28 protein-coding genes are annotated in these 23,161 nt (G+C 41.7%); 16 read left to right on the forward strand and 12 right to left on the reverse strand.

The features are described 5' to 3' along the window. Positions 1-106 precede the first annotated feature (106 nt). The 5 genes from AAEY99_RS16455 to zapE form a co-directional block, all read right to left on the reverse strand. Positions 107-1,402 (reverse strand): adenylosuccinate synthase, encoded by a 1,296-nt coding sequence (locus AAEY99_RS16455; protein ID WP_101085197.1) that lies wholly within the window; start codon positions 1,400-1,402, stop codon positions 107-109. A gap of 69 nt (positions 1,403-1,471) precedes the next feature. Continuing rightward, complete coding sequence (locus AAEY99_RS16460) at positions 1,472-1,660, reverse strand: DUF2065 domain-containing protein (RefSeq protein ID WP_011638796.1); 189 nt, start codon at positions 1,658-1,660, stop codon at positions 1,472-1,474. Between the two features lie 392 nt (positions 1,661-2,052). Then, entirely contained in the window at positions 2,053-2,445 is a 393-nt protein-coding gene (gene rpsI, locus AAEY99_RS16465) for a 30S ribosomal protein S9 (protein ID WP_011494965.1), read from the reverse strand. Between the two features lie 17 nt (positions 2,446-2,462). Continuing rightward, positions 2,463-2,891, reverse strand: a complete 429-nt coding sequence (gene rplM, locus AAEY99_RS16470; protein ID WP_011638797.1) for a 50S ribosomal protein L13 — start codon at positions 2,889-2,891, stop codon at positions 2,463-2,465. Between the two features lie 263 nt (positions 2,892-3,154). Further along, the gene (gene zapE, locus AAEY99_RS16475; protein WP_162023888.1) at positions 3,155-4,267 is read right to left on the reverse strand and encodes a cell division protein ZapE; all 1,113 of its coding nucleotides are present in this window, start codon (positions 4,265-4,267) and stop codon (positions 3,155-3,157) included. Between the two features lie 322 nt (positions 4,268-4,589). On the opposite strand from zapE, the gene degQ reads away from it, so the two are divergent. Both degQ and degS read left to right on the forward strand, forming a co-directional pair. Next, positions 4,590-5,939 (forward strand): Do family serine endopeptidase DegQ, encoded by a 1,350-nt coding sequence (degQ, locus tag AAEY99_RS16480; protein ID WP_351011247.1) that lies wholly within the window; start codon positions 4,590-4,592, stop codon positions 5,937-5,939. A gap of 156 nt (positions 5,940-6,095) precedes the next feature. Then, positions 6,096-7,175 carry an outer membrane-stress sensor serine endopeptidase DegS gene (degS, locus tag AAEY99_RS16485; RefSeq protein ID WP_182743140.1) on the forward strand — a complete coding sequence of 360 codons (1,080 nt, stop codon included), beginning with the start codon at positions 6,096-6,098 and terminating at the stop codon, positions 7,173-7,175. 112 nt (positions 7,176-7,287) lie between these two features. Here degS and murA read toward each other — a convergent pair whose 3' ends face one another. From murA to AAEY99_RS16520, 7 genes are read right to left on the reverse strand one after another with little or no spacing between them, the layout of a single operon-like run. Beyond that, the gene (gene murA, locus AAEY99_RS16490) at positions 7,288-8,547 is read right to left on the reverse strand and encodes a UDP-N-acetylglucosamine 1-carboxyvinyltransferase (protein WP_192114194.1); all 1,260 of its coding nucleotides are present in this window, start codon (positions 8,545-8,547) and stop codon (positions 7,288-7,290) included. 15 nt (positions 8,548-8,562) lie between these two features. Beyond that, on the reverse strand, positions 8,563-8,814 hold the full coding sequence (locus AAEY99_RS16495) for a BolA family protein (protein ID WP_011638802.1): 252 nt from the start codon (positions 8,812-8,814) through the stop codon (positions 8,563-8,565). Between the two features lie 27 nt (positions 8,815-8,841). Continuing rightward, entirely contained in the window at positions 8,842-9,141 is a 300-nt protein-coding gene (locus tag AAEY99_RS16500) for an STAS domain-containing protein (protein ID WP_101085192.1), read from the reverse strand. Then, complete coding sequence (locus tag AAEY99_RS16505; RefSeq protein ID WP_194956034.1) at positions 9,138-9,806, reverse strand: MlaC/ttg2D family ABC transporter substrate-binding protein; 669 nt, start codon at positions 9,804-9,806, stop codon at positions 9,138-9,140. The genes AAEY99_RS16500 and AAEY99_RS16505 overlap by 4 nt, the downstream gene beginning before the upstream one ends. Positions 9,807-9,816: 10 nt before the next feature. Beyond that, positions 9,817-10,290 (reverse strand): outer membrane lipid asymmetry maintenance protein MlaD, encoded by a 474-nt coding sequence (gene mlaD / locus AAEY99_RS16510; protein WP_101085191.1) that lies wholly within the window; start codon positions 10,288-10,290, stop codon positions 9,817-9,819. Positions 10,291-10,331: 41 nt separating this feature from the next. Beyond that, complete coding sequence (gene mlaE / locus AAEY99_RS16515) at positions 10,332-11,117, reverse strand: lipid asymmetry maintenance ABC transporter permease subunit MlaE (protein ID WP_101085190.1); 786 nt, start codon at positions 11,115-11,117, stop codon at positions 10,332-10,334. Next, positions 11,104-11,928, reverse strand: a complete 825-nt coding sequence (locus tag AAEY99_RS16520; protein WP_350979554.1) for an ATP-binding cassette domain-containing protein — start codon at positions 11,926-11,928, stop codon at positions 11,104-11,106. The genes mlaE and AAEY99_RS16520 overlap by 14 nt, the downstream gene beginning before the upstream one ends. 188 nt (positions 11,929-12,116) lie before the next feature. Here AAEY99_RS16520 and AAEY99_RS16525 point away from each other — a divergent pair, with 188 nt between their 5' ends. The 14 genes from AAEY99_RS16525 to AAEY99_RS16590 all read left to right on the forward strand — a co-directional run bounded on the left by AAEY99_RS16525 (position 12,117) and on the right by AAEY99_RS16590 (position 22,885). Beyond that, positions 12,117-13,079: a calcium/sodium antiporter gene (locus AAEY99_RS16525; protein ID WP_182743139.1), complete on the forward strand. Its 963-nt coding sequence runs from the start codon at positions 12,117-12,119 to the stop codon at positions 13,077-13,079. 44 nt (positions 13,080-13,123) lie between these two features. Beyond that, positions 13,124-14,101, forward strand: a complete 978-nt coding sequence (locus AAEY99_RS16530; RefSeq protein WP_101085187.1) for a KpsF/GutQ family sugar-phosphate isomerase — start codon at positions 13,124-13,126, stop codon at positions 14,099-14,101. A 2-nt stretch (positions 14,102-14,103) separates the two neighbouring features. Then, positions 14,104-14,670 (forward strand): 3-deoxy-manno-octulosonate-8-phosphatase KdsC, encoded by a 567-nt coding sequence (gene kdsC, locus AAEY99_RS16535; protein ID WP_162023893.1) that lies wholly within the window; start codon positions 14,104-14,106, stop codon positions 14,668-14,670. Continuing rightward, positions 14,667-15,227, forward strand: a complete 561-nt coding sequence (gene lptC / locus AAEY99_RS16540; RefSeq protein ID WP_101085185.1) for an LPS export ABC transporter periplasmic protein LptC — start codon at positions 14,667-14,669, stop codon at positions 15,225-15,227. Before kdsC ends, lptC begins: the two co-directional genes overlap by 4 nt. Next, entirely contained in the window at positions 15,214-15,795 is a 582-nt protein-coding gene (gene lptA / locus AAEY99_RS16545) for a lipopolysaccharide transport periplasmic protein LptA (RefSeq protein ID WP_101085184.1), read from the forward strand. The genes lptC and lptA overlap by 14 nt, the downstream gene beginning before the upstream one ends. Beyond that, positions 15,792-16,523: an LPS export ABC transporter ATP-binding protein gene (gene lptB, locus AAEY99_RS16550; protein ID WP_011638813.1), complete on the forward strand. Its 732-nt coding sequence runs from the start codon at positions 15,792-15,794 to the stop codon at positions 16,521-16,523. The genes lptA and lptB overlap by 4 nt, the downstream gene beginning before the upstream one ends. A gap of 142 nt (positions 16,524-16,665) precedes the next feature. Further along, entirely contained in the window at positions 16,666-18,150 is a 1,485-nt protein-coding gene (locus AAEY99_RS16555) for an RNA polymerase factor sigma-54 (protein WP_182743136.1), read from the forward strand. Positions 18,151-18,175: 25 nt separating this feature from the next. After that, positions 18,176-18,463: a ribosome hibernation promoting factor gene (gene hpf / locus AAEY99_RS16560; RefSeq protein WP_101085183.1), complete on the forward strand. Its 288-nt coding sequence runs from the start codon at positions 18,176-18,178 to the stop codon at positions 18,461-18,463. 2 nt (positions 18,464-18,465) lie between these two features. Beyond that, positions 18,466-18,909 (forward strand): PTS IIA-like nitrogen regulatory protein PtsN, encoded by a 444-nt coding sequence (gene ptsN, locus AAEY99_RS16565; protein WP_011638816.1) that lies wholly within the window; start codon positions 18,466-18,468, stop codon positions 18,907-18,909. Next, a complete protein-coding gene (gene rapZ / locus AAEY99_RS16570) occupies positions 18,906-19,769 on the forward strand; it encodes an RNase adapter RapZ (protein ID WP_101085182.1) in 864 nt (287 codons plus the stop codon). Before ptsN ends, rapZ begins: the two co-directional genes overlap by 4 nt. 20 nt (positions 19,770-19,789) lie before the next feature. After that, positions 19,790-20,065, forward strand: coding sequence for an HPr family phosphocarrier protein (locus AAEY99_RS16575; RefSeq protein ID WP_101085181.1), 276 nt, complete (start codon positions 19,790-19,792; stop codon positions 20,063-20,065). Positions 20,066-20,576: 511 nt separating this feature from the next. Next, on the forward strand, positions 20,577-21,941 hold the full coding sequence (gene mgtE, locus AAEY99_RS16580) for a magnesium transporter (protein WP_162023894.1): 1,365 nt from the start codon (positions 20,577-20,579) through the stop codon (positions 21,939-21,941). A gap of 520 nt (positions 21,942-22,461) precedes the next feature. Continuing rightward, entirely contained in the window at positions 22,462-22,614 is a 153-nt protein-coding gene (locus tag AAEY99_RS16585; protein ID WP_157822764.1) for a hypothetical protein, read from the forward strand. A 19-nt stretch (positions 22,615-22,633) separates the two neighbouring features. Then, positions 22,634-22,885, forward strand: a complete 252-nt coding sequence (locus tag AAEY99_RS16590) for a transposase (RefSeq protein WP_101085179.1) — start codon at positions 22,634-22,636, stop codon at positions 22,883-22,885. Positions 22,886-23,161 lie beyond the last annotated feature (276 nt).

A 23,161-nucleotide genomic window follows, 5' to 3' on the forward strand; every position in this document is an offset into this window, starting at 1 on the left:
ACTTTCATGACTTATCCATCGGCAGTATAGCGTATTTCTTGAATAGAAACTGTTACAACCGTTAATAGCATCCATTAAAAAGGCCGCTTATCGCGGCCTTTTTGGTTTACTTGAACGGACTAACCAAAATCATGGTTTCATTTCTGTCCGGCCCTGTAGAGATAATATCAATAGGCGTTTCTAATAACTCTTCGATACGCTTGATATAATTTATTGCCGCTGGAGGCAATTGCTCGATTGTTGTGGCACCAAAAGTGGTTTCACTCCAACCAGGCATGGTTTCGTATATTGGGGTAACTAAATCATAACCTTCTGCAGCCAAAGGCGTAACCTTTGAAACTGTTCCATCAGCATATTGATAGCCAACACAAATTTTAACTTCTTTTAGGCCGTCTAAAACGTCTAATTTAGTTAAACAAAAACCACTAACACTGTTGATTTGAACTGCGCGGCGCATTGCCACAGCATCTAACCAACCTGGACGACGCTTACGACCAGTTGTTGCACCAAACTCTTGGCCTTTCTCACCAATATAATCACCAATTTCATTGGCTAATTCTGTTGGGAAAGGACCAGCACCGACGCGAGTCGTATAAGCTTTCATGATGCCTAAAACATAGTCTAAATGACGAGGACCAAAACCTGAACCGGTCGCAACACCACCAGCTGTCGTGTTTGATGAAGTCACAAATGGATAAGTACCGTGGTCGATATCCAATAATGTGCCTTGAGCGCCTTCAAAAAGAATTGGCTCACCCGCTTTACGCGCAACATCAAGCATTTCGCTAACATCAGTACACATGCTTTTTAGATAATCAGCAATCGCTAATGCATCATCAAGTGTTTGCTGGTAATCAACGGCTTCAACTTTGTAGTACTCAGTTAGCATGAAGTTATGATATTTCATCACTTCTTGTAACTTAGTCGCAAAAAGTTCTGCATTAAACAAATCACCGATGCGTAAACCGCGACGAGAAACTTTGTCTTCATATGCAGGACCAATACCACGACCAGTTGTACCAATGGCTTTATTACCGCGAGCTTTCTCGCGAGCAACATCCAATGCACAATGGAATGGAAGGATAAGCGGACATGCTTCAGAAATTAATAAACGCTCTTCGACAGGTACGCCGCGTCCTTTTAGCATGTTGATTTCTTTCATCAACGCATCAGGAGCAACAACCACACCATTACCGATAATACATTTTACGTTATCACGTAAAATGCCTGACGGAATAAGATGAAGAACGGTTTTTTCACCATCAATTACCAAAGTATGACCGGCATTATGACCGCCTTGGTAACGAACTACGTATTTTGCCTGTTCTGTTAAAAGGTCGACAATCTTACCTTTGCCTTCGTCACCCCATTGAGTGCCGAGTACGACTACATTTTTGCCCATTATTAGCTGCAACGTCTTGTGGTATAAAATAGAATTTTAACAGATTTTAGGGGGTTATAGGCAAGTGTTTTATTGAAAAATGATCAATAAAACAATTCCTGCAGTAACTAAACATCCACCTAAGCGTCTGAGAACATTTTGCTTTTGTGTAGAAAGCTCTAATAAATATTTTTGCCACTTGTTAGGAAAAAGTAACGGACCAAGCCCTTCAATAATTAAAACTAAGCCAAATGCGGTCATTAACAATGGTAAATTCATGTTTTAGCCTCTTTTTAACTGATACCAATTCCATTAATTATGTAACCTCAACTCGGCATATAAATGAGGTTACATCATTATAAAAATTAAAGCTTAGTCATTAGCCACTATCAAACTTGTCATTTATTTTACTAACAAGGCAAATTGACGCGTCAATAGCTGGCCTATTGCAAGCCTGCTTGTATAAAGAATAACGCAGTTAGCAAGACAAAGGACTGCTTGCGAGGCGTTTGTTATCTCAAGTTCAGGCTATGTACCTTTCGGCCGATGTTTCTGGCCTATTCACATTGATGCTATACAACATCATTAACCCACACAGCACATTTTACACGATAAATTTTAGACAATAAAAAACCCAGCAAATGCTGGGTTTTTTGAATCCAAAAAACGAATTAACGCTTAGAGAACTGTGGCTTACGACGTGCTTTACGTAGACCAACTTTCTTACGTTCAACTTTACGTGCATCACGGGTAACAAAACCAGCGCTACGTAGAGTAGGACGTAAAGCTTCATCTAGTTGCAATAATGCACGGGTAATACCGTGACGAATTGCACCAGCTTGGCCAGTAGTACCACCGCCCTTTACAGTTACATAGATGTCTAACTTATCAGTCATTTCAACTAATTCTAATGGTTGACGAACAACCATACGAGCAGTTTCACGACCAAAATATACATCCAAAGGACGTTGGTTTACAACGATATTGCCACTACCTGCTTTAGCGAAAACGCGAGCTGTAGATGTTTTGCGACGGCCAGTGCCGTAGTACTGAGTTGCAGACATTTGCTTACTCCTCCCGTTTAGATATCAAGAACTTGTGGTTGTTGTGCAGCGTGGTTATGTTCTGTGCCAGCGTAAACTTTAAGCTTACGGAACATGGCACGGCCCAAAGGACCTTTTGGTAACATACCCTTAACTGCTTTCTCGATGATCATTTCAGGCTTATGAGCTTGAAGCTTCTCAAAGCTGATTTGCTTAATGCCACCAATGAAGCCTGAATGAGAGTAGTAAATCTTACCAGCAGCTTTATTACCAGTTACAGTCACTTTTTCAGCATTGATAACGATGATATAATCACCAGTGTCAACGTGTGGAGTGTATTCTGGCTTATGCTTGCCACGTAAGCGAGTTGCGATTTCAGTTGCGATACGGCCTAAAGTTTTGCCTTCAGCGTCAACAACAAACCAGTCACGAGTTACAGTTTCTGGTGTAGCAGTAAAAGTCTTCATTATTACAAAAACCCAAAGTTAATTTTCTGTCTCACATGCTGACTGCAGGTTGCAATCAACACAAAATTACCGATTCTTGCCCCTTCGAACATGAATATTGGCTTACAACTTCCGCCCAAATTGGCGGATTAACGCGGGCAGGTCGCAGATTATACGCAAAGCCACAGCAAAGATCACCTGCTTTCTGATAATATTTCAAATAAACTACTCAATGAGTGCTGAACAAAATATGCCCGAGTTTTCAAAAAGTACCGTTTGCAGGCTTAAGGTAAATGTTCCAGCGCCAGATACTCTCTTGATTGCATTTCAATCAGCCTTGAACGACAGCGTCTGAACTCAAAATTTAGCTGGCCATCGGTATAAATATGTTCCAATTCGACTTGGGCTGAAATAATCAATTTGACATTTCTTTCGTAGAATTCATCTACCATGGCTAAGAAGCGTCTGGCAATATCATCACCCGTTTGCTGCGATCCCATTTGCTCTAAACCACTCACCAGCACGGTATGATAGAGGCAAGCCATTTCCATGTAGTCACGTTGCGAGCGAGGCCCATCACATAAATCACGGAAGTTTATTAATAGTACTCCTTGTGACTGTTGACGAATACGAATTGCACGCCCATCAACTTCTATAGAAGTGGTAAGCTTTTCAGATTCCGGCGCCAGTTGGTCAAAATAATGTATTAGATTGATGTCAGCTTGTTCATCGAGGGGATAATGATAAATCTCCGCCTGCTCTAAAGTTCGCAAACGGTAATCAATTCCAGAATCGACATTTAAGACTTCACAGTGCTGATTAATCAAGGCAATGGCAGGTAAAAAACGCACCCGTTGTAAGCCATTTTTATATAATTCATCAGGAATGATGTTTGAGGTTGCCACGAGGGCAACCCCTTCTTTAAATAATGCTTGAAATAACGTCCCTAACAGCATGGCATCGGTGATATCCGACACAAAGAATTCATCGAAACAGATAATTTGATATTGTGACGCCATCTTTTTAGCGATAGTAAGCAGAGGATCTTGTACGCCTTTGAGTTCACCTAAGTCATGGTGAATTTGATGCATGAATCGATGGAAATGAGCGCGTAATTTTAGCTCTGTAGGCAATGCATCAAAAAAGGTGTCCATTAGATAGGTTTTACCCCGGCCAACCCCCCCCCAAAGATACAAACCTTTTACTGGTGGAGGTGTAGACTTAATCCCTATTGCGCTAAACAATTTACTGACGCCAGATGCGGGTTTAGCAGCGACAATCAATTCATCATAGACTCGCTGTAGTGACTTAACCGCTTGTTCTTGTGCGGCATCATGTGAAAAATCATCTCGGGTAAGGTCTTGCTGATAATGCTGCCAAGGGGTTAACTGCGACACGATTACGACTCTCTTGCATCAAATAATTGCTGCGAATAATAACATTAAATAATAAATACGAGTAATGGCTTCAACGGATCAAATTAACCTTTGTTAATAAAAATGGAACTAACACGATGACCGTTACTCTGATTGATTAACGTAAATTTGCTAATTGTTTGCTTATCATTGTGCTGACTTGCTCGCCATTGTAGAACATCATTAAACAAGCTCACGACAACACACTAACAAAAATGATTAACGATATTTAACTTTGAAATCATGCCATCAAGCCACATATTTTATGTTATCAAGCTTGAATGCATACAGGAGCTATCCATAGATGAAAACCAAATTAAGCTTACTTTCTGCCGCGTTATTAACTGCATCGTTAGCCATGACACCCACGCTATCATTTGCTGCCATTCCACAAGCTGTCGACGGGCAAGCCATTCCTAGCTTAGCACCAATGTTAGAACGGACAACGCCAGCTGTTGTGTCGGTAGCAGTATCGGGTACCCAAGTTTCCAAGCAACGCGTACCAGATGTGTTTCGCTACTTCTTTGGTCCTAATGCACCACAAGAACAAGTTCAGGAACGTCCTTTTAGAGGTTTAGGTTCAGGGGTTATTATTGATGCCAACAAAGGCTACATCATAACCAATAACCATGTCATTAATGGCGCTGACGACATTCAAATCGGCTTACACGACGGTCGTGAAGTTACAGCTAAGCTAATCGGTGCAGATAAAGAATCAGACATTGCCCTGCTTCAAATTGAAGCAAAAAACTTAATTGCTATTAAACAAACTGATTCTGACGAAATTCGCGTCGGTGATTTTGCTGTGGCCATTGGTAACCCATTTGGTCTTGGACAAACCGTCACGTCAGGGATAGTCAGCGCACTAGGCCGCAGTGGTTTAGGCATTGAAATGCTAGAAAACTTTATCCAAACCGATGCCGCTATAAATAGTGGTAACTCGGGCGGTGCATTAGTTAACTTAAAAGGTGAACTCATCGGAATTAACACCGCAATCGTGGCCCCTAATGGTGGTAACGTCGGTATTGGCTTCGCGATTCCTGCCAATATGGTTAATAACCTTGTTGATCAAATTATTGAACACGGTGAAGTAAGACGTGGCGTACTGGGAGTATCAGGACGAGACCTTGACAATGAACTTGCTAAAGCCTTTGGTTTAGACACTCAGCATGGTGGCTTTGTGAATGAAGTTATGCCAAAAAGTTCAGCTGACAAAGCCGGACTAAAAGCGGGTGACATTATTACCAGCCTGAATGGCCGCAGCATTAAGACTTTCCAAGAACTGCGCGCAAAAGTTGCCACTATGGGCGCGGGTGCAGAAGTAGAGTTTGGGATTATTCGTGACGGTGATAAAAAGACCATCAAAGCGACCTTAGGCGAAGCGGATAAAGTCGAAGCTGAAGCGGGTAACGTCCACCCTATGTTACAAGGCGCAACGTTAGAAGACAGCAAGAAAGGCATCCAGATCACTGAGATTGCTCAAGGCTCACCAGCTGCAATGAGCGGTTTGCAAAAAGGAGACTTAATTGTGGGACTTAACCGCAACAAAGTGACCAGTCTTAAAACATTAAAAGAAATGTTGAAAGACAATCAAAGCTCTGTAGCGCTAAAAATATTACGTGACAACAACTTGCTCTACCTAGTTTTACGTTAATATTGTCAAACTACTAGAATCGCACTCGATAACAACCATGAGTTTATTGAGTGTGACTTCAGTTAAGGAATTAAGCATCGACAACCGTTTGGTCGATGCTTAATTTTTTGAGCTATGTTAATATAACAGCCATTTTTTTTAACAATTATTCATGCCATGAACCTAAAAGACACTTGCATCTATATAACTAAAGCTGTGGTATTTGGTCTGATCATGGCAGCAGTTTTTTTAGCCATAACCTCCTTGCTCCAAAACTCCTCGCTCAACCATAGCTTAACGAATGTCAGCAATAATGGCTCAGAATTATCTTTTGCTAAAGCGGTCCGCCGTGCAGCCCCTGCCGTTGCTAATATTTATAGCCTTAGTATTGATCAACATAACCCACTCAATTCAAGTTCACTTCAAGGTCTCGGCTCTGGAGTAATAATGAGTAAAGAAGGTTATGTATTAACCAATTACCATGTGATAAAAAAAGCCGATGAGATTGTGATTGCGCTGCAAGATGGGCGTAAATTTACCGCCGAAGTGGTTGGTTCCGATCCCGAAACTGATTTAGCAGTACTCAAAATTGAAGGTGACACTTTACCTATCGTACCGATTAATCTTAATAAACTCGCCCAAGTAGGCGATGTTGTATTGGCCATTGGCAATCCTTATAATATTGGCCAAACCATTACCCAAGGGATTATTAGTGCAACAGGACGTAACGGCTTAAGTTCAGGTTACTTAGACTTCCTACAAACTGATGCCGCCATTAATGCTGGCAATTCTGGTGGAGCATTAATCGACACCAGTGGTGAATTAATTGGTATCAATACTGCCGCATTCCAAGTGGGTGGTGATAATGGGGGTAATGGGATTAGTTTCGCGATTCCGATAAAGTTAGCTCACAGTATCATGGACAAATTGATTAAGCATGGTCGAGTTATCCGCGGTGCATTAGGCATTTCTGGTGAACCACTTAATCCCGTAATGGCCCAGATACTCAACTTACCTGATTTAAAAGGTGTGTTGGTTACAGGTATTGATCCTGGCGGACCAGCAGCACGTGCTCGTTTATCTCCTAGAGATGTTATTACTCAATATAATGACGAAGATGTTCCAGGTGTTGAAATGTTAATGGACAGAATTGCAGAAACTACCCCGGGTACTAAAGTCAACATGACCATTATTCGTGAAGGTAAAAAGCAAACACTACCAGTGATTATTTCAGAAAAGATCACTGCCGCAGAGTAGCAGACGTAAATATTCACAATGTATTTCGACAAAAAAACCATTCAAATGAATGGTTTTTTTATGCGTCAGCAGTAATGTTTATGACGACTGCACTTGATCTATTTCACACCAGTTATTTAACCCGGACGACTTCAGCACCCAAGCCTTGGAACTTAGCTTCAATGTGCTCGTAACCACGATCTAAATGGTAGATACGATCTACTGTTGTCGTTCCTTCAGCCATTAAGCCTGCAATGACTAAGCTGGCAGATGCACGTAAATCTGTCGCCATAACTTGGGCGCCATTTAACCGTTCAATACCATGAATAATGCAAGTGTTGCCTTCAAGCTCTAGATTAGCTCCCATGCGGCTAAGCTCTGGTACATGCATAAAACGATTCTCGAAAATCGTCTCTGTAACACGGCCAGTGCCTTCAGCAAGAGCATTCAACACACAAAATTGCGCTTGCATATCGGTTGGAAACGCAGGATAAGGTGCAGTTTTAATATTGACTGATTTTGGACGTTGGCCTTTCATATCAAGCTCAATCCAGTCCTCGCCGGTCGTGATCTCAGCACCGGCATCTTCAAGCTTTGATAACACCGCTTCTAATGCACTAGGGTCTGCAGATACACAGCGAATTTTGCCACGCGTTACAGCTGCGGCAACCAGGAAGGAACCGGTCTCGATGCGATCAGGCATAACACGATATTCGCAACCCGATAAACGCTCAACCCCTTCAATCTTTAAGGTCGCAGTGCCTACACCAGTAATCTTTGCACCCATAGCAATTAAGCAATGTGCTAAATCAGTGACTTCAGGCTCACGGGCAGCATTTTCAATCACTGTGGTGCCATCAGCTAACGCAGCGGCCATAAGCAAGTTTTCAGTTGCGCCGACACTGACCATATCCATAAAGATATGTGCGCCTTTTAAACGACCATCTACGCGCGCTTTGATGTAGCCTTCTTTGACTTCAATCTTAGCTCCCATTAACTCTAAACCATGTAAATGCAGATTCACCGGACGTGCGCCAATAGCACAACCGCCAGGCAAAGAAACATCTGCAGTACCATAACGGGCAAGCAATGGACCTAAAATAAGAATAGAAGCGCGCATTGTTTTGACTAAATCATAAGGGGCGCAGTATTCATTTAAATTGGTGGTTGAAATACGAATGCGGCTACCGCCTAAGTCTTCAACCTCTGCACCTAAACAGCGTAGTAGTTCACAGCTGGTGATCACGTCACGTAAGTTAGGCACATTTGAGACAATAAAATCTGTTTCAGCTAATACGCCAGCCATTAAAATTGGCAATGCTGCGTTTTTTGCACCAGAGATCACGACTTCGCCAGCTAAAGGGTTGCTGGCTTTAATAGTTAATTTATCCACTGTGAGTCTCAGTTGTTACATATTGAAAAGTTTTTCACGCTTCCACTGGGTAGGCGTAAAAGTTTTAATCGTTAACGCGTGCAATTCACCACTGGCAATTTGCTCAGCTAAAGGAGTATAAATCGCCTGCTGCTGTTTTACACGGCTCATGCCTTCGAAGCATTCACCCACGGCGACCACTTTGTAATGGCTGCCATCAGAGGTCACATGTGCTTCTGTTAGCGACAACGCCTCTGTTAAAATCTGTTCAATAACCTTGCATTCCATGAAATCAATTACCTTTACTATTTGAGACTATATTTGGCTGAAAAAAGCGTCTAAATCATAAAGCTCAATCATTTTCTTGAGCTGATCACTTGGATTAACCAATTGACGTGACACACTTGTTTCTTGGCTACTTGAAGCATGTAGTTTGATAAACGCTAATAACAATGCAACACCTGCACTGTCGACGTATTCCAATGCTGATAAGTCTACCACTTGAGTAGATGCAGTAAACAATTCATGGCGTTTAGGCCACAATTGTTTTACATCATCTTGTGTTAACCGACCGCTGACAATGCAACGTTGCTCTTGTTGATTAAAGGTAATCACGCAGCTGCTGCTTCTTTTGCTGGTTGGCGATCAATATTCTGTTGGGTTTTATCATTCAACATTGTAATCACCGCTTCAATACCTTGCTGACGGATTAAGTTTGAAATTTCAGACTGTTTAGAGGCGAGTAAACTCACCCCTTCCGCCACTAAATCAAATGCTTTCCAAGTGTTGTCTTTCAGACGACGCGCTTTAAATTGAATTTTAATCGGTGGACGACCTTTTTCGATAATCTGCACGTTTACTTCAACTATTTTTTCGTCGCTAAAATCACTCGGCGGATCAAAGGCCACTTTTTGATCGGTATATTCTGTTAATGCTTGAGCATAAGTTGCGACTAAATAGCCTTCGAAAGCCTCAACAAAACGATTACGTTGATCTACGGTGGTATCACTTAAATACTGCCCCATGACTTTATACGCAGCGTATTTATAATCGACGTAAGGCATAAGCTCTTCACGTACAATCACTTTTAAATGACTTAAATCGGCATTAATTAATTCTTTATCTGATTTAAACCGATCAAAGGTCATATTGGCTACTTGTTTGATCATCTCATAAGGATCACTAGTATTCACCTCATCATTAGCAGCCGTAGCACCTTGGCTGATAACAGCGCTGCCCACTAGGCATAAAGCTATAACACGACTAAAAAACGTTTTCATAATAGGGATCCTATTTATCTTTAGATGACATGCTGTATAACAGCTGACCAATTAAATCTTCTAAAATCAATGCACCACGCGTGTCATGTACTTTATCACCATCGGCAAGCATCGAAATATCATCGTCCATAAATCCAGGTGTTAGACCAATAAACTGCTCCCCAAGTAACCCTGAAGTCAAAATGGCCAAACTGCTGGTTTCGGGGAATTTATCAAAACGCTTATCCATTGTTAACGTCACAACAGGCACTAATTTATGACTATCAAGGGTAACATCAGTCACGCGTCCGACAACGACTCCGCCAACTTTTACCGGCGAACGTACTTTTAGGCCACCGATATTATTAAACTCAGCCACCAAGGTATAAGTCTGGGCATTGGATTTTACTTTCACATTAGCAACGTTGAATACTAATACGCAAAATGCCAACAAACCTGACAATAAAAATACACCTACTAATAACTCTATTTTCCGTGTCAACATACTATTAAACCACTTAAATTAATCTAAACAATGAAAAAATCTTAATTTCCAAACATGATTGCCGTAAGCAAAAAGTCCAGCGCTAAAACAGCTAAGCTTGCCTGCACAACCGTTGAGGTTGTCGCACGACTGATGCCTTCTGGATTGGGTTGAACTTCATAACCTCGGTACAAGGCTATCCATGTCACCACCACACCAAAAATAGCACTTTTTATCAAACAGTTAACAATATCTTGTCGCCACTCAACCGATGCTTGAAGAATAGACCAAAACGCACCACTATCAATGCCCTTCCATTCAACACCGACTAAGTGCCCACCTAAAATACCCACTAGACTGAACATTAACGCCAGTAATGGCATGCTAATGACACCCGCCCAAAAACGCGGTGCGATGATTTGCCTTAATGGGTCTATCGCCATCATCTCTAAACTCGACAATTGCTCTGTCGATTTCATTAAGCCTATTTCGGCGGTTAACGCTGAACCTGCTCGTCCGGCAAATAATAATGCAGCAACGACAGGCCCAAGTTCGCGTAATAAGCTTAACGCTACCATTGGGCCTAAGCTTTCTTCAGTGCCAAACCCAACTAAAATATTATATCCCTGCAGAGCCAATACCATGCCAATAAACAAACCGGACACTAAAATGATGACCATTGAACGAACACCAAGCACATAAACTTGCTTAATCAGTAATGGGGTACCTTTTTTGATGTTAGGAAAATGCGCAATCGCGCGCCATAACATGATGCCCGCTCGACCATAACCCTGCACCAATCTCAGTGCATATTTGCCGGTGTCGGCAATATAATCAATTACGCCCACGAAGTAGCTCCTCTTGATAATCCTCTGCAGGATAATGGAATGGCACAGGGCCATCTGGCGCGCCTTTGATAAACTGGACCAGTTGTGGATTGTCAGATTGACGTAATTGCTCTGGTGTTCCATGTGCAATGACTTTTTTATCGGCTATCACATAGACATAATCTGCAATACCTAATACTTCATCTACATCATGAGAAACCACTACTGAAGTGAGTTTTAATGAATCCGACAACTCACGAATAAGTTTTACTAGCATGCCCATTGAAATAGGATCTTGTCCGGCAAAGGGCTCATCGTACAGCACCATCTCAGGTTCAAGTGCAATCGCTCGCGCCAATGCGGCTCGACGCTGCATACCACCAGATAACTCATTAGGCATCATATACGCGGCACCGCGAAGTCCGACAGCTTGCAGCTTCATCAATACAATGGAGCGGATAATCTCTTCAGGTAATCCAGAATGCTCTCTTAATGCAAACGCGACATTATCGAAAACATTAAGGTCGGTAAACATTGCACCACTTTGAAATAGCATACTCATGCGCTTACGCAATTCAAACAGATCTTTGCGTTTAAGCTTATGTATATCATGGCCATCGAATAAAACTTGCCCACTGTTGGGGGTTAACTGTCCGCCAATCAATTTTAATAGGGTGGTTTTACCGATACCGCTGGGACCCATGATAGCGGTTACTTTACCTTTGGGAATCGACAAAGAAATATCTTCATAAATCACATGTGAACCATGGCTAAACGCTAAATGGTTAACTTCGACCAAAGGTTTATTACTTGATTTGCTCATATCAGACATTGGCGTTGAGGAGATAACAGCCTTCCTTGCTTTAAGTTGAAGCGCAAATTGTACTGTAATTGTCGATTAAGCGACAACTATATCCATATCAACACGCTTCATTACCGGAGCAATTACTGTGCAATGCTTTCAATTTGATAAAAATCCAGCGAAAATAGTCGTTAATTAAATACTACTATCGGAATCACATGCTAGTTAATATCCTAATGTTAGTTGTTGGCCTTGCTGTTTTAGTTTGGAGTGCGGATAGATTTGTCTATGGAGCGGCGGCATTTGCCCGCAACTTAGGCTTACCTCCGATGTTAATTGGACTCACCATTGTTGCTATGGGTAGCTCTGCACCTGAAATGTTTGTTGCGGCCACCGCATCAATGGATGGCATGCGTGATACCGCCATTGGTAACGTATTGGGCTCAAACATTGCTAACATTACCTTAATTTTAGGATTAACAGCCTTACTAGGTGCCATTAGCTTAGATTCGAAGACCTTAAAACGCGAAATACCTATCATGCTTGCTGCTACGGTATTTGCCGGTTACACCTTGCATGATAATGTGTTGACACAAACAGAAGGTATCATGCTTATTGCATTACTTTTGTTGTTGATGGGATATTTCATTTGGCAAGCTACTCATGACAAAACCCCAGACAGCTTAGATGATAAACTTGAATCTGAGATCCCTAAAAATGTGCCAACCTTTCATGCTATCATTTGGCTGGTTGTCGGTATTATATTGCTCCCCCTATCAGCAAGTTGGATGGTCGATGGCGCTGTAGGTATTGCAACGTTTTATGGGTTGTCAGATCTGGTGATTGGCTTAACCATTATCGCAGTAGGAACCAGCCTACCAGAATTAGCGGCCTGTATTGCTGGAGTATTAAAAAAAGAACACGACCTTGTCATTGGTAACATTGTTGGGTCTAACTTGTTTAACATTCTTGCGGTACTGGCACTACCAGGATTGATCTCCCCTGGTGAAATAGATGCTTCAGCCAGTGGAAGAGACTTCTATATGGTATTAGGCACCAGTGCAGCATTAGCCGTTTTAGTATTATCCAGTGGCGCTAAGCAACAACTTACTCGCTGGCATGGCGCACTATTATTAATCACCTTTATTGCGTACCAAATTGTTGTCTTTCAGTCGCATTAGATTGGAGCATGAAGGTAAAGTATTAAGCTAACAGAGAGAGTCGTATGGTAAATCACACTCAATTTCGACAATGGGGTCGTAAAGTCATTGATATAGAAAAAGCTGCCTTAGATAATTTATATCAATATGTAGACTCGGTTGAGTTTGACCAAGCATGTCAATTGATCATGCAGTGTAAAGGTAAAGTGATTGTCATGGGGATGGGCAAATCAGGTCATATTGGTAACAAAATATCCGCAACCTTTGCCAGCACCGGCACACCGGCATTTTTTGTTCACCCTGGTGAAGCCAGTCATGGTGATTTGGGCGCATTAGCCAAAAATGACATTGTACTCGCCATTTCCAACTCTGGTGAATCAAGCGAAATACTGACATTAATGCCTGTTATCCAACGTATGGGTGTACCAGTGATTGCGGTGACCGGTAAACCAGACTCCAATATGGCGCGTTTATCCAAAATCCATTTATGCATTCAAGTGCAAGAAGAAGCATGTCCATTAGGATTAGCACCCACTTCCAGCACCACTGCAACACTTGCTATGGGCGATGCATTAGCCATTGCTTTATTACAAGCAAAAGGTTTTACTCGTGATGACTTTGCCTTATCACACCCTGGTGGCTCTCTTGGAAGAAAATTACTTCTAAAAGTCGACGATGTCATGCATAAAGACGATGATTTACCGATCGTCAATGATGATATTTGTATTACTGAGGCACTTTATGAAATATCTAAAAAGGGCCTTGGCATGACGGCAGTAGTCGACCATGCCAATAAACTTGTGGGCATTTTTACCGATGGTGATTTACGCCGGGTTATCGATGCAGACGTGAATCTTCGAATCACTCCTATTGCCCAGGTTATGACCGAAAATTGTGTGACCTGCCCTGCGGGGATTTTAGCCGCACAAGCACTGCAAATCATGGATGAAAAGAGCATCAACGGACTGATTGTCGTTAATGAAAAACATCAACCGATCGGAGCATTAAACATGCTCGATATGGTTAAAGCTGGAGTCATTTAATCATGTCAGAATCAACCTCGTTTCACCAAGGATTTTACGGCCCTGTCAGCAATGATATTTGGCAACGAGCTCAAAAAATCAAACTGTTAATCTGTGATGTCGATGGAGTATTTTCAGATGGACGTATTTACCTCAGTAATGCAGGTGAAGAACTCAAAGCGTTCCACACTCGTGACGGTTATGGTGTGCGTTCTTTGCTTACCAGTGGTATCCATGTTGCCGTGATAACAGGACGTAAATCCAAGATTGTTGAAAACCGCATGACGGCATTAGGTGTAACACATATTTATCAAGGTATTGATAATAAATTTGAGCCTTTTGAGCAATTATTGTCGCTCTATAATGTGACTGCTGATGAAGTGGCTTACATTGGCGATGACATGGTAGACCTACCAGTAATGAAAGCCGTAGGACTAGCCGTTTGTGTCGGTGATGGTCATCCGTTTGTCAAACAACAGTGCCATATGACAACCACCCTCAATGGTGGCCACGGCGCACTGCGTGAACTCACCGATTTATTACTATTAAGCCAAGATAAATTTGCCAGTGCTCATGGTATGAGTATATGAGTAGAGTCACGCTAGGTATTATTGCTTTTTTTGGGCTTGCTTTTATATTGTACTGGCAAGCACAAGTAAAACGCAGTGAAATGGATGCGGTACAAATACGCGGTATTGAGCGCCCAGATTTTGTTGCAGATAACCTACGCACTACAGAATTCAATCAACTAGGTTTCGTCGAAAGTCGAGTCAGCGCCGAACACATGGAGCATTACGCCTCAAGTGACATCACTCACTTTACCAAACCTATTTACCTCATTTACCCTGAAAACGGTAAAGCACAATGGCAATTAAGTGCAGACCGTGGGCAATTGAATAAAAATACCAGCAAAGTCACATTAGAAAATAATGTTATTATTGATGCCATTGATATAGAAGAACCCCTGCAGTCACTGAGTACCCAAGCTATTACGGTGGATTTAACCACTATGATAGGATCCTCACAAGAGATGGTGTACATCAAAGGTAAAGGGTTTATTATTCAAGGTTTAGGCCTACATGCTGACTTGAATTCGCAAAAATTATCGCTACTAAGCCAGGTAGAAGGAACATATGAGCCACATTAATCGTCTCCACACTCGCGCCAATGTTATGTTATTAAGTAGCATACTTTGTATATTGAGTTTGCCTGCCATAGCGAAACAAGGGGATCTGAAACAAGAATTGAAAATCGCTTCAGTCAGTCAGTCTGCCGACATTAAGAATAATCAAATTGTTTTTAATGGTCCGGTAACGATTGTCCAAGGCACGATTAATATCAATGCAGATCAGTTACGGGCGTTTACCCCTGAAAACACCACCAGTAAGAGATTAATTGCTACTGGCACCCCGGCTACATTTTCACAAGAATTAGATGACGGTAAAATTGGTACCGCAAGTGCTAACGAAATTAGCTATGACCTTGCCACCACTACACTCACATTGACTGGCAACGCCAAACTTGATCAATCAGGTAGCCAGGTTACCGGTAATAAAATCAAGTACAACATCAGTGCTCAAGAGCTGATTGCCGAAAGTACTGGTACAGGGCAAGATCGGGTAATCACCATCATTCAACCAGAGAATTTCCAAGACGAGTCGGCGCCAAAGCAAAAACTCCCTGAAATTCCTGTTAACAAGCAGATCAAACCATGACCCAAATTACCTTAACCGCTGAAAATCTAGCTAAAAGCTATAAAGCTCGTCAAGTTGTTAAAGATGTGAGTTTAACGGTTAAAACAGGCCAAATTGTCGGTCTTTTAGGCCCCAATGGTGCAGGCAAAACCACCACCTTTTATATGGTTGTCGGCTTAGTAAAAAGCGATAAAGGCCGAATATTGATTGACGATGACGACCTTACTGCCGATCCAATGCATTTGCGCGCCCGCAAAGGTATAGGTTACTTACCACAAGAAGCCAGTATTTTCCGCAAGCTTACCGTTTACGACAACATAATGGCCGTACTACAAACTCGCAAGGAGCTCAGCACAGACCAACGTATTGAGCAACTTGAGCATCTACTCGAAGAGTTCCACATTACTCACATACGCGACAGCCAAGGTATGTCGTTATCGGGTGGCGAACGTCGTCGAGTTGAAATTGCGCGCGCTTTAGCTGCTAATCCAAAATTTATTTTGCTTGATGAGCCCTTTGCTGGTGTTGATCCTATTTCGGTCATCGACATTAAAAAAATCATCCAACAACTTAAAAATCGCGGTTTAGGGGTATTAATTACCGACCATAACGTACGTGAAACGCTAGACGTTTGTGAGCGAGCCTATATCGTCAGCCAGGGTAATTTAATTGCCGAAGGCACACCTGATGAGATATTAAGTAATCAACAAGTTCGAGCTGTGTACTTAGGTGAACAATTCAAGCTATAGTTACTTTACTGGCCTTTTAGTCTAGCTAACTCATTTCATTGAACGATACCTAAACAACGTTAAATGTCATTGATGTTTATGGCAATCCATTACAGTTCGAGATTGTCATTTTTATGGAAAATCATCTAGGGATAAGCGGTAAATGAAAGCGTCACTCCAACTTAAAATGGGTCAACACTTAACCATGACCCCACAATTGCAGCAAGCCATTCGCTTACTGCAATTATCGTCATTGGAGCTACAGCAGGAAATCCAACAAGCATTAGATTCAAATCCATTGCTTGAAATAGAAGATGAGTTTTCTGAAGCAAAAGACTCCTTAAAAGAAAACCGCGACCAAGCGGATACAGACTTTAGTGACAACAGTATTGTTAATGTCGAAAAAGACACTTCCACCGTCGACATAACAGAATCCATGACCAAAGAAACCATGGATGATTTAGCCATGGATACCACATGGGATGAAGTATACACAGCCTCACCTATGTCAGGTTCGGGCAGTGCAAGCATGCGCGATGACGACATGCCCTTTCAAGGTGAAACCACCGAAGGTTTGTACGAACACTTAGAATGGCAAAAAAATCTCACTCCATTTTCAGACACCGATCTCGCCATTGCCACCGCCATTATTGATGCCATTGATGAACGCGGTTATTTAACCCAAAGTACCGAAGATATTCTCGAAGCCATGGGTGATGAAAATGTGGAACTCGATGAGGTTGAAGCGGTATTAAAACGCGTTCAACACTTTGACCCTGTGGGTGTTGCTGCACGTGATTTAAGTGAATGCCTATTTATTCAATTAGCGCAATACTCTAACGACACACCCCATATCGATAATGCCCGTTTGTTAATTAAAGGCTATTTAGAGTTAATTGCTGGCCGTGATTTCAGATTATTGATGCGTAAAACAAAACTAAAAGAAAATGAGTTACGTGACGCAATCACTTTAATCCAGACACTCAATCCTCGTCCGGGCTTATTAATTACCCCCATGGATGATGAATACGTGATTCCCGATGTCACAGTATTAAAGAAAAATGGCCGTTGGGTAGTAGAGTTAAACCCAGACAACATGCCTAAAATTGGTGTTAATCAACAATACGCGGCCATGGCTAGAGGCAGTAAAAACCCGTCGGATAGTCAATTTATTCGAGGCCATCTGCAAGAGGCTAAATGGTTTATTAAAAGTATTGAAAGCCGTAATGATACTTTACTTAAAGTGGCAAATTGCATTGTGCAATTTCAGCAAGGCTTTTTTGAATATGGCGAAGAAGCCATGAAGCCTATGGTGCTCAATGATATCGCTGAAGCCGTAGAAATGCATGAATCGACCATTTCACGAGTCACCACACAAAAATATATGCACACCCCTCGAGGATTATTTGAACTAAAATACTTCTTCTCTAGCCATGTCAGTACTGACGATGGCGGGGAATGCTCATCAACGGCCATTCGTGCTTTTATCAAAAAGCTGGTTGCCGCAGAAAACCAGAAAAAACCACTGAGTGACAGTAAAATGGCTCAGCTTCTGGCAGAACAGGGCATAAACGTTGCTCGTCGTACGATAGCAAAATACCGTGAAGCAATGATGATCCCGCCCTCAAACCAACGTAAGAGTTTATAACCTACTAGGCAATGGAGGATTTTTTATGCAAATAAGTCTGACTGGACGTCATGTCGAAATAACAGAATCTTTACGTGAATACATCCACAGTAAATTTTCAAAGCTTGAACGACACTTCGATCAGATCCATAATGTACACGTTGTGCTCAATGTAGAAAAATTACAACAAAAAGCAGAAGCCAAAATCAACATTAATGGCGCAGAAATTTTTGCAATGTCAGAAAGTACTGATATGTATGCTGCAATAGACGCCCTGATCGATAAACTCGACCGTCAGGTAATTAAACACAAAGAGAAGAATACAAAACACTAACGATGGAACTTTGTACCATTCTGCAGCCGGAATGCACTACCTGTGCCACACCGGGCAGTAAGAAAAAAGTACTGGAACTCATCAGCAATTTAGTCGCTGCCCAGTACCCAACCCTGTCTTCGCAAGAGGTTTTTGAAAGCCTGTTAGCGAGAGAGAAAATGGGTAGCACAGGTATAGGAAATGGCATTGCGATACCTCATGGTAGATTAACGACCATCGATCACCCTATCGCGATATTTATTAAATGTGAAGAAGCCATTGCCTTTGATGCAATCGATAAGCAACCCGTGGATCTTTTATTTGCTTTGTTAGTCCCTGCAGACCAGTGCCAACAACATTTAGGCACGTTATCGAGCATGGCCCAAAAGTTAAGCGATAAGCAAATATTGAAACAGCTTCGTAAAACTCACGACGCAACAGAACTTTATCAGGTTATTACTGCATGAAACTAGTTATAGTATCGGGACGTTCAGGCTCAGGGAAATCCGTTGCCCTGAGAGTATTAGAAGACCTAGGATATTATTGTGTTGATAATTTGCCTTTACCACTCATTGGCACATTATTAGCCCAGCTTAAAGGCAGTAATGATTTGGTTGCGATTAGCGTTGATGTTCGTAACATTGCAGAACAAGGTAAAGTGCTTCAAGACCAATTGGCACTACTTCAAAATGACACTGAAATTATCAGTTTCTTTTTAAATTCCAATGACAAAGTATTGCTTAAACGTTACAGCGAAACACGTCGATTACACCCGTTATCTAAAAATCATATTTCACTGCAAGAAGCGATAAAACTAGAAGGCCGTTTACTTGAGCCTATCGCAAAAATTGTTGATCACTATATCGACACTTCTGCGCTAAATATCTACGAATTAAGCGACCAAGTTAGGCAAATATTATTAGGCAGTGTTGATAAAGAGTTAGTGATTAACTTTGAATCTTTTGGCTTTAAACACGGCATGCCGACAGAAGCAGATTTTATGTTTGATGTACGCTTTTTACCCAACCCACATTGGGAAATAGAACTGCGTCCATTTACGGGTTTAGACGAGCCCGTACAAGAATTTTTAGGTCGTCAGCCATTAGTTAATAAATTTATTTGGCAAATTGAAAACCTATTTGAAACTTGGATGCCGCATTTAGAACGTAACAATCGCAGTTACCTTACCATCGCGATTGGTTGTACTGGTGGTCAGCACCGTTCGGTATATATTGCAGATCAATTAGCAAAACGATTTCGACAAGGCAGTAAACACACGGTTAATGCTCGCCACAGAGAATTAAATATCAGTGATACTAATAACTAAGTGAGCATAGGATCGCGTCAATGATCAAACTTGAACGCCAAGTGACCATTTCAAATAAATTGGGGTTACACGCCCGTGCCGCCACAAAACTCGCGATGTTAGCGGCGGATTTTGATGCTAACATCACCTTAACTCAAGGCGAAAAAAACGCCAGCGCAGCTAGCGTACTTGGGCTATTAATGCTTGAAAGTGGTATCGGTAAAATGATTACGGTGACAGCTCAAGGCCCAGATGCTGAAGTGGCATTAAACGCAGTGTGTGATCTCATTAATGCTAAATTTGATGAATCTTGTTAATTTTTTAATCGCATTGAATTTATAAATAGCCTGTAATGTGTGAATAGCTGCAAGTTACTCATGCTTTAAGCCACCGTCATCCTTATTTTATGCGGCCTCTAAATGACTAGGCCATACTAACCAAACTGTCACGACATTGATGATCACCAGTAGACATCAGTCCCTCAAAAATATTAGCCCTTAGGTTTATCTCTCGCAGTTGATACCAATCTCATTAGTATCAGTTCATTCTGCGGGAGTTAGCGTTTAACATGATAAAGACATTACCGCTTCTAGCAACGGATCCAGTGCAACTCTGTTTCCGTGACGTGGTACGTCTATAGTATGTAAAGCAGCATTGGCTGCTGCAGAATTTCACCGCAGAAGTCATTTAAGTATTTTATTTCTGCATTTCATTGTCTTACGTAAAGACAGCTATTTCTGCATTTATACGCCTTGAACTGTACAACCTGAGAAACCCAGAATAATGACATACTGAATAATATAAGTATGACGAATAGGAAGTAGATATATGGGTAAAGAGTACCTAGACAATGAGATAACAGAACAACGTCTCAATCAACTCGTTCAAGCACTAGACAGTGGTCTGTTTGTCCATGCCCGTAACATGCTACATACCATGTCACCTAACGATGTCGCCCTTATTCTCGAATCATCACCGCCCAAAAATCGTCAGGTGTTATGGCAACTCATTGACCAACAATATGCTGGGGAAATTCTTGACGAATTAGGTGAAGAACTTAAAGATTCACTTATTAGCAGCATGACACCAGAGAAGCTTGCCCAGGCCACAATAGGCATGGATACAGATGACATGGCCTATATTCTTCGCAGTTTACCCGATGATGTTTACAAGAAAGTGCTCAAATCAATGCGAAGCCAAGACCGGGATAGAGTAGAGCAAGCATTGCGTTACCCAGATGATACTGCCGGCAGTATCATGAATACTGATACCGTCACCCTAAGACCAGATGTCAATATCGAAGTGGTATTACGCTATTTACGTCAACGGGGAAATTTACCTGATACGACTGATACTTTATATGTTGTGGATCGCCATGATCATGTTTTAGGCGGAGTAAGATTAGCTGATTTACTCACATGCGATCCAAGTGTAACGGTCCGCAGTATTATGGACACAGAATTAGAAAGTATTCCTGTAGAGATGTCCGATAAAGATGTGGCGCAAAAATTTGAACGGATGGATTGGATATCTGCCCCAGTCGTCGACAGCCAAGCAAAATTACTTGGTCGAATTACTATCGATGATGTTATTGATGTCATCCGCGAGGATGCCGAACATTCAATGATGGGAATGGCAGGGATGGATGATGATGAAGATACCTTTGGCCCTGTGCTTAAAAGCACTCTGAGACGCTCTCTATGGCTAACCATCAATCTATTTGCAGCATTACTAGCCTCATCTGTCAGTAACATGTTTGAAGGTACCTTAGAGCAATTCGCCACCATCGCAATTTTAATGACCATTGTACCGAGTATGGGAGGTGTTGCGGGTAATCAAACCCTAGCACTCGTCATCCGCGGGATTGCACTTGGGCATATTGGCCAAAGTAACTCACGATGGTTAATTGGTAAGGAATTAAGCATCGGATTATTGAACGGTTTAATGTGGTCTGTATTGGTCTTTTTTGCGGTATGGCTTTGGAAAGACGACATCGCATTAGGTGGATTAATTGGCAGTGCCATGCTGATTAATATGACGGTAGCAGGCTTTGCTGGCGCCACTATCCCCATAATGTTAAAAAAGCTAAATATCGATCCTGCGTTGGCGGGGGGTATGGTGTTAACGACGGTAACCGATGTCGTTGGCTTATTTGCATTTTTGGGCCTAGCCACATTATTTTTAATGCACTAAATCATTGATTTAAATCGTACATATCATGTCGTCCAACGAAATTGCGCTATCTAGTGCAATTTTACGGACCTCGGCGGCGTCGCTATACACATAAGTCTTTTTCACACATAAGCTCATTTACCAAGCGCTTAGTACTCTGATCACTTTTGCAGCTATGTCTGCAGCCTCACTTTGTTAACGTTTTTCAAACCATCAACTGGCAACAACTCATTCGGTGAAAACCTTGCCTTCATCTTGTCATTAAGGTGACCTTTTTTTGCCATATTTGTCATCCATACTGCGCTACGACAATCACAACCGTAATGTGTTGCCGGCAGCACATGCTCACCACATTAGTGCAATTGCACCAATCTGGTTGACGACGCAAAAATAACAAAACTACAGGCAATAGGTAATGCACTGATAAATAACAACTAAAAATATTTATCAAAGTTGGCACAAGCTTTCCATATAAGAAATATGTACCTACTAAGTAGTAGTTTATTTTTTAAGCAGTCCATTGTAATTGTAGGAGATAGCGATGAATAAAATAACCGTAACACGTAGCATTATATCGATAAATGTCATGGTCAATAATGTCATTGCACAATGCCGCCAAAACATTTTTTTCTTAGCACATCTCGGTTGCAGTCAGTGGGATGAAGTTGAAACTCGCTCAGGTAAACATAGATAAATCGGAAGGAAATTATTTGATGAATATGTCAAATGCAAGACAGTATCCAATCGACTTACAAAGACAAGTGATTAATGAGGTTAAAAACCATAATCGATTATTATCCGACGTAGCAAAACAATATGGCGTGTCGGCTAAAACGGTTTATCAATGGGTGAGAAGTAACGATAGTCGCCAAACTGAAAGCAAGGGCGCGATCGTATCAGAAATAGCCTATTTACAACAAAAGATTGCCCAGTTAAGTCAACAATTACAAACAATGGCAAGTTAGTAACATTAACCGTTTTGGCAAGGATGTTTGATCGTATTAACAACTCGTCCCCCAGCAAGTTGATAACACAGCAACAAACATTCTAATAAAAAATAAGCGCAAAATATCTTGCATCCTTGCCGCTTTATCGCTCTACCGTTAGCCGTTAAGGAAGACAGCTAACATAACAGTTCAGGCGTTATTGGGTCCCCAGACTCTATAATCCAATAACGTCATTTTTATTAAGGTGTTTTACGGATCTAAATATCAAAACCGTTTTGGCAAGGATGTTTGACC

This window comes from Shewanella sp. S1-58-MNA-CIBAN-0166, assembly GCF_040310085.1.
Classification (GTDB): domain Bacteria; phylum Pseudomonadota; class Gammaproteobacteria; order Enterobacterales; family Shewanellaceae; genus Shewanella.